General features: G+C 36.6%; 12 protein-coding genes. 10 read left to right on the forward strand and 2 right to left on the reverse strand.

Going from position 1 to position 12,454, the window contains the following annotated elements:
- Positions 1 to 8: 8 nt before the first annotated feature.
- The 4 genes from AC0OM3_RS12450 to uvsE all read left to right on the forward strand — a co-directional run bounded on the left by AC0OM3_RS12450 (position 9) and on the right by uvsE (position 5,498).
- Entirely contained in the window at positions 9 to 1,094 is a 1,086-nt protein-coding gene (locus AC0OM3_RS12450; protein WP_000161427.1) for a D-alanine--D-alanine ligase, read from the forward strand.
- Positions 1,095 to 1,156: 62 nt separating this feature from the next.
- Positions 1,157 to 2,533, forward strand: a complete 1,377-nt coding sequence (gene murF / locus AC0OM3_RS12455; protein ID WP_000595965.1) for a UDP-N-acetylmuramoyl-tripeptide--D-alanyl-D-alanine ligase — start codon at positions 1,157 to 1,159, stop codon at positions 2,531 to 2,533.
- Positions 2,534 to 2,838: 305 nt separating this feature from the next.
- The gene (gene cshA / locus AC0OM3_RS12460) at positions 2,839 to 4,440 is read left to right on the forward strand and encodes a degradosome RNA helicase CshA (RefSeq protein ID WP_000206585.1); all 1,602 of its coding nucleotides are present in this window, start codon (positions 2,839 to 2,841) and stop codon (positions 4,438 to 4,440) included.
- 95 nt (positions 4,441 to 4,535) lie between these two features.
- On the forward strand, positions 4,536 to 5,498 hold the full coding sequence (uvsE, locus tag AC0OM3_RS12465) for a UV DNA damage repair endonuclease UvsE (RefSeq protein WP_000961160.1): 963 nt from the start codon (positions 4,536 to 4,538) through the stop codon (positions 5,496 to 5,498).
- On the opposite strand, the gene AC0OM3_RS12470 is transcribed toward uvsE, so the two are convergent.
- Positions 5,491 to 6,063: a rhomboid family intramembrane serine protease gene (locus AC0OM3_RS12470; protein WP_000908521.1), complete on the reverse strand. Its 573-nt coding sequence runs from the start codon at positions 6,061 to 6,063 to the stop codon at positions 5,491 to 5,493. The two genes, uvsE and AC0OM3_RS12470, sit on opposite strands and share 8 nt — an antisense overlap.
- A 93-nt stretch (positions 6,064 to 6,156) precedes the next feature.
- Between AC0OM3_RS12470 and acpS the strand changes: the two genes are divergently transcribed.
- From acpS to AC0OM3_RS12500, 6 genes are all read left to right on the forward strand, one after another.
- A complete protein-coding gene (gene acpS, locus AC0OM3_RS12475; protein WP_000583417.1) occupies positions 6,157 to 6,516 on the forward strand; it encodes a holo-ACP synthase in 360 nt (119 codons plus the stop codon).
- 156 nt (positions 6,517 to 6,672) lie between these two features.
- Positions 6,673 to 7,623 (forward strand): LolA family protein, encoded by a 951-nt coding sequence (locus tag AC0OM3_RS12480; RefSeq protein ID WP_002004297.1) that lies wholly within the window; start codon positions 6,673 to 6,675, stop codon positions 7,621 to 7,623.
- Between the two features lie 117 nt (positions 7,624 to 7,740).
- A complete protein-coding gene (alr, locus tag AC0OM3_RS12485) occupies positions 7,741 to 8,910 on the forward strand; it encodes an alanine racemase (protein ID WP_000390613.1) in 1,170 nt (389 codons plus the stop codon).
- A gap of 308 nt (positions 8,911 to 9,218) precedes the next feature.
- Positions 9,219 to 9,506 (forward strand): antitoxin EndoAI, encoded by a 288-nt coding sequence (locus AC0OM3_RS12490; RefSeq protein ID WP_000004570.1) that lies wholly within the window; start codon positions 9,219 to 9,221, stop codon positions 9,504 to 9,506.
- 4 nt (positions 9,507 to 9,510) lie between these two features.
- Positions 9,511 to 9,861 carry a type II toxin-antitoxin system endoribonuclease NdoA gene (ndoA, locus tag AC0OM3_RS12495; protein ID WP_000635965.1) on the forward strand — a complete coding sequence of 117 codons (351 nt, stop codon included), beginning with the start codon at positions 9,511 to 9,513 and terminating at the stop codon, positions 9,859 to 9,861.
- 67 nt (positions 9,862 to 9,928) lie between these two features.
- Complete coding sequence (locus tag AC0OM3_RS12500) at positions 9,929 to 12,097, forward strand: Tex family protein (RefSeq protein WP_474212023.1); 2,169 nt, start codon at positions 9,929 to 9,931, stop codon at positions 12,095 to 12,097.
- A 57-nt stretch (positions 12,098 to 12,154) separates the two neighbouring features.
- On the opposite strand, the gene cmpA is transcribed toward AC0OM3_RS12500, so the two are convergent.
- Complete coding sequence (cmpA, locus tag AC0OM3_RS12505) at positions 12,155 to 12,271, reverse strand: cortex morphogenetic protein CmpA (protein WP_001143642.1); 117 nt, start codon at positions 12,269 to 12,271, stop codon at positions 12,155 to 12,157.
- Between the last annotated feature and the right edge of the window lie 183 nt (positions 12,272 to 12,454).

Genomic DNA, 12,454 nt, shown 5'->3' on the forward strand with positions numbered 1-12,454 from the left:
TGATTTCATTGACGAAAATTAAATTAGGTTTATTATATGGTGGAAAATCAGCTGAGCATCAAGTTTCGCTACAGACGGCTCTTGCTGCTATTAAAGCGTTAAATCAAGATAAATTCGAGATTCATCCAATTTATATTACAGAACAAGGTCAATGGGTACGTGGTGAGCGTATTGAAGGCGAAGTAACAGATGTTGAAGCTTTAAAAATGAGCGGTGCAGAAAATGCGATTTCTCCGTTATCATTAAGTACAGAAATTATCCCATCTGCAGCTTCTGAGGAGAACGCTATTGACGTTATTTTCCCATTACTACATGGACCAAACGGTGAAGATGGAACGGTTCAAGGACTATTAGAATTAATGAATATCCCTTATGTAGGAAATGGTGTTCTAGCATCATCTGCTGGTATGGATAAAGTTGTTATGAAAAACATCTTTGCAGAGGCTGGTTTAAAACAAGCAAAATATGCATCCTTCATTCGTAGTGCATGGGAAAAAAATCGTGAGGAAGCTTATTCTAAAGTAGAAGATAAGTTAGGATATCCTTGCTTCGTAAAACCAGCGAACCTTGGTTCAAGTGTTGGTATTAATAAGTGTAAAAATCGTGAAGAACTTGAGGATGCATTTGTAGAGGCATTCCAATTTGATCGCAAAATTATTGTAGAAGAAAATATTGTAGGTCGTGAAGTAGAAGTTGGGGTACTAGGTAATGATGAGCCGAAATGTTCAGTTGTAGGTGAAATCGTTCCGAAAAAGGACTTCTATGATTATAAGTCGAAATATATCGATGGTGATACAGCGCTAATTATTCCAGCTGAAATGACAGAAGAAGAATCTAATGTAATTAAGCGTGATGCGATTATTGCATTCCAATCATTAGACGGTGCAGGTTTAACGCGAGCTGATTTCTTCTTAACGAAAGATGGAGAAGTGTATATTAACGAAGTAAACACAATGCCAGGATTTACACCGTTCAGTATGTTCCCTCTATTATGGCAACATACTGGGTTACCGTATCCAGAATTAATCGAAGAGCTAATTCGTTTAGCGATTGAACGTCACGAAGAAAAACAAAAAATTAAATATACAATCTAACAAAAAAGGAGGAAGCACTATTCATAGGAATAGTGCTTCCTCTATGTAAGGAGCGTTTCTATATGATAAAGCGAATGTTAAAGCAAGTGGAACAGATGGTAAATGGTACTGGATTAGCAGAGCAATATGAGGGAATTACTATTCAAGGCGTGTCTATTGATACAAGAAAAATTGAAAAAGGAAACTTGTATGTTCCGATTCAAGGGGAGCGCTTTGATGGACATGGTTTTGTAGATAAAGCTGTTGAAAATGGAGCTGTGGCTACATTATGGATGAAAGATGTAGCGAATCCACCTGAGAATCTTCCGGTTATTTTTGTGGAAGACACGCTATCGGCATTGCAAATGTTAGCGAAAAACTATCGTGATCAATTGGATGTTAAAGTTGTAGGTGTAACGGGTAGTAACGGTAAAACATCTACGAAAGATATTGTAACAAGTCTTCTTGCGACTAAATTCAAAGTGCAAAAAACAGAAGGGAACTTCAATAACCATATCGGATTACCTCTTACCATTTTAAACTTAGAAGAAAATACAGAAGTAGCAGTATTAGAGATGGGTATGTCAAGCCGAGGCGAAATTGAATTCTTATCTAAGTTAGCTCGTCCTAATGCAGCTATCATTACGAATATCGGTGAGGCACATTTAATGGATTTAGGATCTCGTGAGGCAATTGCTGAAGCGAAATTAGAAATTGTTACAGGGTTACAAGAAGGTGGCGTGTTCGTATATAACGGAGATGAGCCTTTATTAACGAATCGTGTTCCTGAAATGAATTTAGCAGCAGAAACGGTTACGTTTGGTGATGCAAGAGCAAACGATTATTATCCAACGACTGTAACATTACAAGCAACTGGGACACATTTCAAAATGAATAGAGATGAAAATATTTCATTCTACTTACCTGTGTTAGGAAAACATAATGTGTATAATACACTTGCTTCAATGGCAATTGCGAAACATTTTGGTGTAACGTGGGAAGAGATGAAAGAAGGTTTAGTAACACTTCAAATGACGGGCATGCGTATGGAAATTGTGAAAACAAATAGTGGTTTAACAATTATCAACGATGCTTATAATGCAAGTCCGACGGCTATGGAAGCAGCATTCCATTTAATGAATGGTTTAGATGGTTTTGCTAAAAAAATCGTTGTGCTCGGTGATATGTTAGAACTTGGAGATCAAGAAGTACAGTTCCATTATGAGGTAGGAAAATTAATCGATCCAGCAAAAATCTCGTATGTATTCACATACGGTAGATTAGGGGCTCAAATTGCTGAAGGAGCGAAAATTAATTTCCCTAATGAACGTGTAAAGGCGTATGATAATAAAGAAGAGTTAGTAAAAGATTTACAAGCAGTAGTCGATGTGAAAGATGTTGTATTAATAAAAGCATCTCGCGGTATGAAATTAGAAGAAGTAATTACGATGTTGAAATAATTGGTGTATATAAATAGGGATGATAGTTACGAAAATAGAAGAAACTTATAATAAGCGCTTACAGTAAATATAAAAAAATAAAAGTGAAGAAAAAAACTCTGAATATGAAAATAAGGTAACAGTTGGGTTTGCTTTTTACACATACAAAACTTATAATTGATAAAGTGTAATAACGTTTAGAAGTATTTTCGTGAAGAATATACGCCCGTTTATATACGTGAGCATTCAGGAAAAGGGCTTTTCCGCAAATTCGGAAAACGCCTTTTTTTAAATGATAAGTATAGGATAGAAAAGGAGAAGTAACATTGACAACATTTCGAGAATTAGGATTAAGTGATTCTTTACTGCAATCTGTTGAAAGTATGGGCTTTGAAGAGGCTACACCAATTCAAGCTGAAACAATTCCACATGCATTGCAAGGTAAAGATATTATTGGGCAAGCGCAAACAGGTACAGGGAAAACAGCAGCATTCGGATTACCACTATTAGATAAAGTGGATACACATAAAGAATCGGTTCAAGGTATTGTTATCGCGCCAACGCGTGAATTAGCAATTCAAGTTGGAGAAGAATTATACAAAATTGGTAAGCATAAACGTGTTCGTATTTTACCAATTTATGGTGGTCAAGATATTAACCGCCAAATTCGTGCTCTAAAAAAACACCCACACATTATTGTTGGTACGCCGGGTCGTATTTTAGATCATATTAACCGTAAAACACTTCGTCTGCAAAACGTAGAGACAGTTGTTCTTGACGAAGCGGATGAAATGTTAAACATGGGCTTCATTGAAGACATTGAAGCAATTTTAACAGATGTTCCAGAAACACATCAAACATTACTATTCTCAGCGACAATGCCGGATCCAATCCGCCGTATTGCTGAGCGTTTCATGACTGAGCCTCAACACATTAAAGTAAAAGCAAAAGAAGTAACAATGCCAAACATTCAGCAGTTCTATTTAGAAGTGCAAGAAAAGAAAAAGTTTGACGTGTTAACACGCTTATTAGATATTCAATCTCCAGAGCTTGCAATCGTATTCGGTCGTACAAAGCGCCGTGTTGATGAATTATCAGAAGCATTAAACTTACGTGGTTATGCTGCAGAAGGTATTCACGGTGATTTAACTCAGGCGAAACGTATGTCTGTATTACGTAAATTTAAAGAAGGTTCTATTGAAGTTCTTGTTGCAACAGACGTTGCTGCACGTGGTCTTGATATTTCAGGCGTAACGCACGTATATAACTTCGATATTCCACAAGATCCAGAATCATACGTTCACCGTATCGGTCGTACTGGTCGTGCAGGTAAAAAAGGTATTGCAATGCTATTTGTAACACCACGTGAATCAGGACAATTAAAAAATATCGAGCGTACAACAAAACGTAAAATGGACCGCATGGATGCACCGACACTTGACGAGGCATTAGAAGGTCAACAACGTTTAATCGCTGAAAAGCTTCAAAGCACAATTGAAAATGAAAACTTAGCATACTACAAGCGTATTGCAGAAGAAATGTTAGAAGAAAATGACTCTGTAACAGTAGTAGCTGCTGCTTTAAAAATGATGACTAAAGAGCCGGATACAACTCCGATCGCTTTAACATCAGAACCACCTGTTGTTTCAAGAGGCGGCGGTTCTAAAAAACGCGGCGGTAACGGAGGCGGATACCGTGATGGTAACCGTAATCGTAGTCGTGATGCACGCGGCGGTGGCGATGGACGTAATCGTGACCGTAACCGTGATGGACGTAATCGTGACGGAAACCGTGATCGCAATCGTGATGGTAACCGCGATCGTAATCGTGATGGTGGTAGTCGTGGTCGTAGAGGTGAAGGCCAAGGTCGCCCTGGTTCTTCAAATGGACGCGGCGAAAGAAAACATCATAGCCGTCCACAAGCTTAATAAAAAAAAGAGAATGCCCTTTGCGGGCATTCTCTTTTTTTATTTCTATAATTGTGCATACTACATAATAGTTATGATAGAAAAGGGGCTGTTATATGCTTGTAAGGCTTGGTTACGTTGCGATGAGTGTACATTTGAAGAATGCATCTCCATCTCAAACGATGACGTATGCACAGTTTCAGAAATTAGATGATCGTGCTGCTGCAATTCGTAAACTTGAAAGAATTGCTAATTCCAATTTAGAAAATTGTTTACGTTTATTAAAGCATAATAAAGGGCATGACATATCTTTCTTTCGGCTCAGTTCAAAGCTCATTCCTTTAGCGAATCATGAGGAATTGATAGAGTGGAACTATATTCGTCCTTTAAAAGAAAATTTAAAAAAACTAGGTGAATATGCAGTTCATATGAATATGAGAATTGATTTCCATCCAGATCATTTTGTTGTACTAAATTCACCTGAGGAGAGTGTTTTTAAACAATCTGTAAAAACATTGCAGATGCACAAAAAATTATTAAAAGGTATGGGGATTGAACATAAGCAACGATGTGTACTGCATGTTGGAGGAGGATATAAAGATAAAGAACTTGCATTAGAGCGCTTTATAGAGAATTGGTCGAATGTCCCAAGGGGTATTCAAGAAATGATTATATTAGAAAATGATGATACAACCTTTACGTTAGAGGAAACATTATATTTAGGAGAAAAATTAGATATTCCCGTCGTATTTGACTTGCATCACCATATGATGAATAATGAGCAAGAAGATTGGTATGAAGATTGGGCACGTGTCGTTCATACGTGGGAAACGTCTTTGTTGCCGGTTAAAATGCATATCTCTAGCCCTAGAGAGGGAAAAGATCCAAGAGCTCATGCAGATTATATTAATGTAGAGGCATTTTTATCTTTTTTAAGAAGGATAAAGGGAAGTGTTCCGCAAATTGATTGTATGATTGAGGCGAAGATGAAGGATGAGTCTTTATTTCAATTAATGAGAGATTTAAGTGAACAAGTAGATGTAGAAATTATCGATGGTGCAAGCTTTTATATTAAATAAGCTTTGCACCATCGTTTTTTTTTGTTAAAAAAGGGGTTAAAATGCCACCGGTTATTAAACCTGTTAAATGACTGATCGGATTGGCAGAAGGATTAAAGAAAGTAAATAGAAGTAATAGAAGTATCATAATTGAGAAAATAGCAATTTCTTTTGGTTTTGAAGAGCGGTATCGATTGTACAATAAAAATAACTGTGCACCTAATAGTCCGAAAATACCACCTGATGCACCTGCGTGAATATATTCAAGTGGCATAATAATATAAGAAGAAATATTTCCTGAAATTCCAGAGAGAAAAAATAGAATAAAAAAAGAAAAGTGTCCGAGTTGCTTTTCGATAGAAGAACCAAGAGCAAACAAAAAAATAATATTAGAAAGAAAATGTTGTAAGTCTACGTGTACAAGAAGAGAAGTTATGACACGCCACCATTCTCCTTTAGCGATATATTCATTAGAGGCTGCCAGTGGGAAGAGAAAAAAGTCGCCTAATATCATCATGACTAGATGAATAAGAAGTAAGGTAAGAATAGTCGGTTGTAAAGAAATATGGGTGGATCTTATTAGCATACGGTTACTTTCACCCCTTTTGCATCAGAAAGATTCTCTGTTATTCTTATCAATATGAAAGAAGAAAGTTAAATAGAAGAAGGGGATTTCGAAATGATTATAGGGATTGGTATCGATATTATTGAATTAAATCGTATTGAAAAAATGCTAGATGGAAAGCTTAAATTTATGGAACGTATTTTAACGGAAAATGAACGTAATGTTGCTATGGAGCTGAAAGGAAGTCGCCTTACAGAGTTTGTAGCTGGAAGGTTTGCAGCGAAAGAGGCGTATTCAAAAGCTGTAGGTACTGGTATCGGAAAAGAAGTGAGTTTTTTAGATATTGAAGTGAAAAATGATGAAAGAGGTAAGCCAATTCTGATTACAAGTACAGAGTATATTGTTCATTTATCAATTAGTCATAGTAAGGAATTTGCTGTTGCTCAAGTTGTTTTAGAAAGCTCGTCACGCTAGTCTGCATATTTTATATCTTTGTCTCATATATTTGAGGTAGCGATAAGGAAGGTACATCTTCCATTCATTTATAGGGGCAAAGGGGCTGAATTGATGAAAAGGCGTCTGTTTTTAGTTCTTGTCGGTTTGTTGACCGTTTTTGTGTTGGCGGGTTGTATGGAAAAGAAGCAAGATGATGTCGTGAGAGATTTAGAATCAAAAGTAAAAGGGATGAAAAGTTATCAAGCTGAGGCAAAATTATCTATTAAAACAGGCAATGAGCCTCAAGAGTATAACGTAGAGATTTGGCATAAGGAACCGTCTTTTTATCGTGTGAATTTAAAAAATGCAAAAAAAGATCAAAGCCAAATTATTTTGAGAAATGAAGAAGGTGTATTTGTATTGACGCCAGCACTTAATAAGAGCTTCCGTTTTCAAAGTGATTGGCCGCAAAATAGTAGCCAGGCTTATTTATATGAATCACTTGTAAGAGATATTTTGCAGGACAAGAAAAACCTTACTTTTGAGAAAACAGATAAGTATTATATTTTTAAAACAAAAACAAATTATCAACATCAAAATATGTTGCCTAGACAAGAGATTACATTGAATAAGAGCGATTTGACTCCAGTTTCAGTGAAGTTAATGGATAATGATCAAAATGTTCTTGTGAAAGTAGATTTCTCTAAAGTGAAATTTGATGCGAAATTTGATAAAGGTGCATTTGATACGAAACAAAATATGTCTAGAGCGCAGGTAGATGTTCAAACTACAGCGAAAGAAGACAAACCGTTTGCTATTTTGTATCCACTTGATACACCACAAGGTATGACTCTGCAAGATGAAAAAGAGTTGAAGACAGACAGTGGCAAGCGTGCGATACTCACATACACTGGAAATAAGAAATCCTTTACTTTAATACAAGAAAAGGCAAAAGTTGCAGAGGCTTCATCAGCGGTAAGTGTAAGTGGAGAACCAGTTGATCTTGGGTTTACGATTGGTGCATTGACGAAAGACTCTGTAACGTGGTCGCATAACGGAGTAGAATATATGCTCGTGTCTAAAGGTTTAGAGCCGAAGGAGCTGTTAATGGTTGCTCGTTCAGTTACAGCGAAGCAGGTGAAGTAAACTTCTTAGACGTGGTGATATATGTGCACCACGTCTTTTCTTAGTTTGAAGGTGGATTTCATAAAAGAAGCATATAAAAGAATAAGCTTCGCATATCGTGTATAAGGAAGTGTATTTATGGAAGAAGCACCATTTTACCGTGACACTTGGGTGGAAGTGGATTTAGATGCCATTTATAACAACGTTACACATATTAAAGAGTTCATCCCAAGTAATGTAGAGATTTTTGCTGTAGTTAAAGCAAACGCATATGGGCACGATTATGTACCGGTGGCTAAAACGGCATTAGAAGCAGGTGCAACAAGGTTAGCTGTTGCTTTTTTAGATGAAGCTTTAGTGCTTCGGAGGGCTGGTATTACTGAGCCGATTTTAGTGTTAGGTCCCTCGCCGCCACGTGATGTAAATGTAGCTGCTGAAAATGATGTAGCGCTAACTGTTTTTCAAAAAGAATGGGTGGACGAAGCAATTGAACTTTGGGATGGTTCATCTGTAATGAAATTCCATATTAACTTTGATAGTGGTATGGGGAGAATTGGAATACGTGAAAGAAAAGAGCTAAAAGAATTTTTAAAGAGTTTAGAGGGTGCACCGTTTTTAGAGTTAGAAGGAGTATACACGCATTTTGCAACGTCAGATGAAGTTGAGACTTCGTATTTTGATAAGCAATATAACACGTTCTTAGAGCAGTTAAGTTGGTTGAAAGAATTCGGAGTGGATCCTAAGCTTGTTCATACAGCTAATAGTGCTGCGACGTTACGTTTTCAAGGGATTACATTTAATGCAGTGCGAATTGGGATTGCAATGTATGGATTATCTCCTTCTGTAGAAATACGTCCTTTTTTACCATTTGAATTAGAACCGGCGCTATCACTTCATACGAAAGTCGCTCATATTAAACAGGTAATTAAAGGTGATGGAATTAGTTATAACGTCACCTACCGAACGAAAACTGAAGAATGGATTGCGACTGTAGCGATTGGCTATGCAGATGGGTGGCTTAGAAGGTTACAAGGATTTGAAGTGCTTATAAATGGTAAAAGGGTACCGATTGTAGGGAGAGTAACAATGGATCAGTTCATGATTCATCTTCCTTGTGAAGTGCCACTTGGTACGAAAGTTACGCTTATTGGAAGGCAAGGAGATGAGTATATTAGCGCTACAGAGGTTGCGGAATACTCAGGGACTATTAATTATGAAATTATTGCAACGATTAGTTTCCGTGTGCCAAGAATATTTATACGGAATGGTAAGGTTGTAGAGATAATTAATTACTTGAACAATATATAGAAGGTAGTATGATTGCTTCTTGTCATTGGAGTGACTGTTCATTGCTGGATAATAAGCTCTTTTTGATGAGAAGCTTTTTACTTATAATCATTTTTTATATAAGTTGCACGTAAGTTTTGAAGAGGAGTTCTATTGTTTTTAGTTAGTTATGAGATAAAAAATTTAAGAAGATGAATGTTTTGTTTGTGAATTGGAAAACATAAGCAAGGAATAAGGAAGTCTTTGCAACAGGCTCCATACAATGGTATTATTACAATAGGTGTCATATATATATTTGGGTGTGTAGTTGACGGTGGAGGTGTATTTTTGTGTCCGAATCAAGTGTAACTACTGAAATCGTGGTTCGGTTGCCAAAGCAAATGGTAACGGAATTGGACGGAATTGGAAAACAAGAGAATAAGAATCGCCATGAACTAATTTGCCAGGCAACACAATTGTTATTGCGTCAACATAAGACGAAGAAACGCTACCAACATGAATCAATGCGACGTGGGTACATTGAAATGGGAAAAATTAATCTTGGTATTGCATCTGAAGCTTTCTTAGCAGAGTATGAAGCAGCTCATACAGTAGAACGCTTAGTTAGCGGGGGGTAATATTTTGATTGTAAAACGCGGCGACGTGTATTTTGCAGACCTTTCCCCAGTTGTTGGTTCTGAGCAAGGAGGCGTTCGTCCGGTTCTTGTCATTCAAAATGACATCGGAAATCGTTTTAGTCCAACGGTGATTGTAGCGGCTATTACTGCACAGATTCAAAAAGCGAAATTACCCACTCATGTGGAAATTGATGCGAAAAAGTATGGTTTTGAGAGAGATTCTGTTATTTTACTTGAGCAGATTCGAACAATCGATAAGCAACGCTTAACGGACAAAATCACTCATTTGGATGAAGTGATGATGAGTCGTGTAGATGAAGCGTTACAAATTAGTTTAGGACTAATAGATTTTTAAATCGGCAGTTTAAGTTGCTCTCTTTGAAGGGCAACTTTTTTTATTATAGAGGAGGTTACGGTTGTATATGGAAATGGTAGATAATCGACAAGCGTTAATGAAAATGTTAGTGAAAGAATTAGGCTTTACCGAAAAGCAAGTTCGTCATGTTATTCAATTAACAGAAGAAGGTAACACAGTTCCATTTATTGCTCGTTACCGAAAAGAATGGACAGGCTCTTTAGATGAGGTGCAAATTCGTACGATTTTAGAGAGATGGCAATATATGATGCAACTTGAAGATAGGAAGGAAGAAGTTCTTCGTCTTATTGATGAGAAGGGGAAACTGACAGAAGGGCTACGACAGCAAATTGTTAAAGCTACAAAGTTGCAAGAAGTAGAAGATCTATATCGTCCATATAAAGAGAAAAGAAGAACGAAAGCGACAATTGCTAAAGAAAAAGGATTAGAACCATTAGCTGAATGGTTATTGTTATATAAGAAAGAAGATCCGGCTAAAAAGGCAGTGGAATTTATTAATGTAGAGAAAGAAGTGCAATCTGCAGAAGAAGCTTTACAAGGTGCACAAGACATTATTGCAGAAATGGTTTCAGATGAAGCTGCGTATCGTAGTTGGATTCGAAATGTTACTTTTAGAAAAGGTGTTATGTCTTCGTCCGTGAAAGATGAAGAAAAAGATGAAAAGAATATATATGAAATGTATTACAGTTATGAAGAACCATTGCAAAAAGTAGTACCACATCGTGTATTAGCAATGAATCGTGGCGAGAAAGAAGATATATTGAGAGTTGCTGTTGTTCCGCCAGTAGATGAGATAGTAACTTTCTTAAATAAGAAAGTAATTCGTGATAACGATTCGAAAAGTGCACATTATGTACAATTAGCGATTGAAGATGGTTATAAACGATTAATTCAATCTTCAATCGAAAGAGAAATTCGTAAAGAATTAACAGAAACAGCTGAAGAACAAGCGATACATATTTTCTCTGAGAATTTACGTAACTTATTATTACAACCTCCGATGAAAGGGAAAGTCGTGCTAGCGGTAGATCCGGCATATAGAACTGGTTGTAAATTGTCTGTAGTAGATGATACGGGGAAAGTACTACATATCGATGTTATTTATCCGCATCCACCTGTTCGTAAATATGATGATGCAAAAACGAAAGTTCTTTCTATTATAGATAAATATCAAGTTGAAATGATTGCAATTGGTAATGGGACAGCATCTAGAGAAACAGAAGAGTTTATAGTAGATGTATTACAAAGTGTGAACCGAGATGTCTTTTATATTATTGTAAATGAAGCGGGTGCGAGTGTGTATTCGGCTTCTGATTTAGCCCGTGAGGAATTCCCAAATTTACAAGTTGAAGAGAGAAGTGCCGTTTCTATTGGAAGACGTCTGCAAGATCCACTTGCTGAACTTGTGAAAATTGATCCTAAATCAGTTGGGGTTGGACAATACCAACATGATGTATCTCAAAAGAGACTGAATGAGTCATTAACATTTGTAGTAGAAACAGCTGTTAACCAAGTTGGGGTTAATGTAAATACGGCTTCGGTTGCATTGTTACAATATGTTTCAGGTTTATCGAAAACTGTTGCGAAAAATATTGTGGCAAAGAGAGAAGAAGATGGGAAATTCACGAAGCGCACGGAATTAAAGAAAATCCCGCGTTTAGGTGCAAAGACGTATGAACAATGTATAGGTTTCTTACGTATACTAGAAGGAGCGAATCCATTAGATCGAACAGGTATTCATCCAGAGCAATATAAAAATGTTGAATTGTTATTGAAGAGTCTAGGGTTATCGATAGATGACGTAGGACAACCGCAATTACAAAAGAGATTGGAAGAAGTAGAGATTTCTAAGTTATCTCAAGAAACAGGAGTTGGGGAGCCGACGTTAGTTGATATTATAGATGCGCTTATTAGTCCAGAAAGAGATATGAGGGATGAGTTGCCTAAACCACTTCTGAAAAAAGGGATTTTGAAATTAGAAGATTTAAAACGTGGTATGGAACTAGAAGGAACAGTTCGTAACGTTGTTGATTTTGGTGCTTTTGTTGATGTTGGCGTAAAGCAAGATGGTTTAGTACATATTTCTAAACTTAGCAAACAGTTTGTAAAGCATCCGTTAGATGTTGTATCAGTAGGGCAAATTGTAAAAGTATGGGTAGATGATATTGATACAAAAAAAGGACGCGTTGCACTATCTATGTTGCCGATTGAATAGTAAGAGAAGAGAGCAGATGAAACTGCTCTTTTTTTATGGAATAAAAAGTGTAATGGATTATGAGCTTTGATGTATTTTGCTATAATAAAACCAGCATTCATTTAATAATTTAATTTGATACCGGTTTTTTTCGAAATATGCACGTTGCATTTGTTTTTTTAGCCACGTAGGCATAGGAATCCCTCCTTGTTTAATCCTGCTCTCAAAAATCTAAAATGCTATTGATGAGAGGTTGGTGAGTGGATTTCTATTCATGTTTTGTTTTTAGAAACCACGCTTCTTACATGAGGATGGGTATATGTACTATTTAATATATGTATAAGAAGGGAGAAAAGTGTAAAAATATTTTTTTGTTTA

It is taken from the genome of Bacillus sp. FAU20 (assembly GCF_056033865.1).

What these genes read in the sequence shown, in the direction of transcription:
- murF (WP_000595965.1), top strand. Translation starts at nt 1,157, where the DNA reads ATGATAAAGCGAATGTTAAAGCAAGTGGAACAGATGGTAAATGGTACT.
- uvsE (WP_000961160.1), top strand. Translation starts at nt 4,536, where the DNA reads ATGCTTGTAAGGCTTGGTTACGTTGCGATGAGTGTACATTTGAAGAAT.
- AC0OM3_RS12470 (WP_000908521.1), bottom strand. Translation starts at nt 6,063, where the DNA reads ATGCTAATAAGATCCACCCATATTTCTTTACAACCGACTATTCTTACC.
- acpS (WP_000583417.1), top strand. Translation starts at nt 6,157, where the DNA reads ATGATTATAGGGATTGGTATCGATATTATTGAATTAAATCGTATTGAA.
- AC0OM3_RS12480 (WP_002004297.1), top strand. Translation starts at nt 6,673, where the DNA reads ATGGAAAAGAAGCAAGATGATGTCGTGAGAGATTTAGAATCAAAAGTA.
- alr (WP_000390613.1), top strand. Translation starts at nt 7,741, where the DNA reads ATGGAAGAAGCACCATTTTACCGTGACACTTGGGTGGAAGTGGATTTA.
- AC0OM3_RS12500 (WP_474212023.1), top strand. Translation starts at nt 9,929, where the DNA reads ATGGAAATGGTAGATAATCGACAAGCGTTAATGAAAATGTTAGTGAAA.
- cmpA (WP_001143642.1), bottom strand. Translation starts at nt 12,271, where the DNA reads ATGCCTACGTGGCTAAAAAAACAAATGCAACGTGCATATTTCGAAAAA.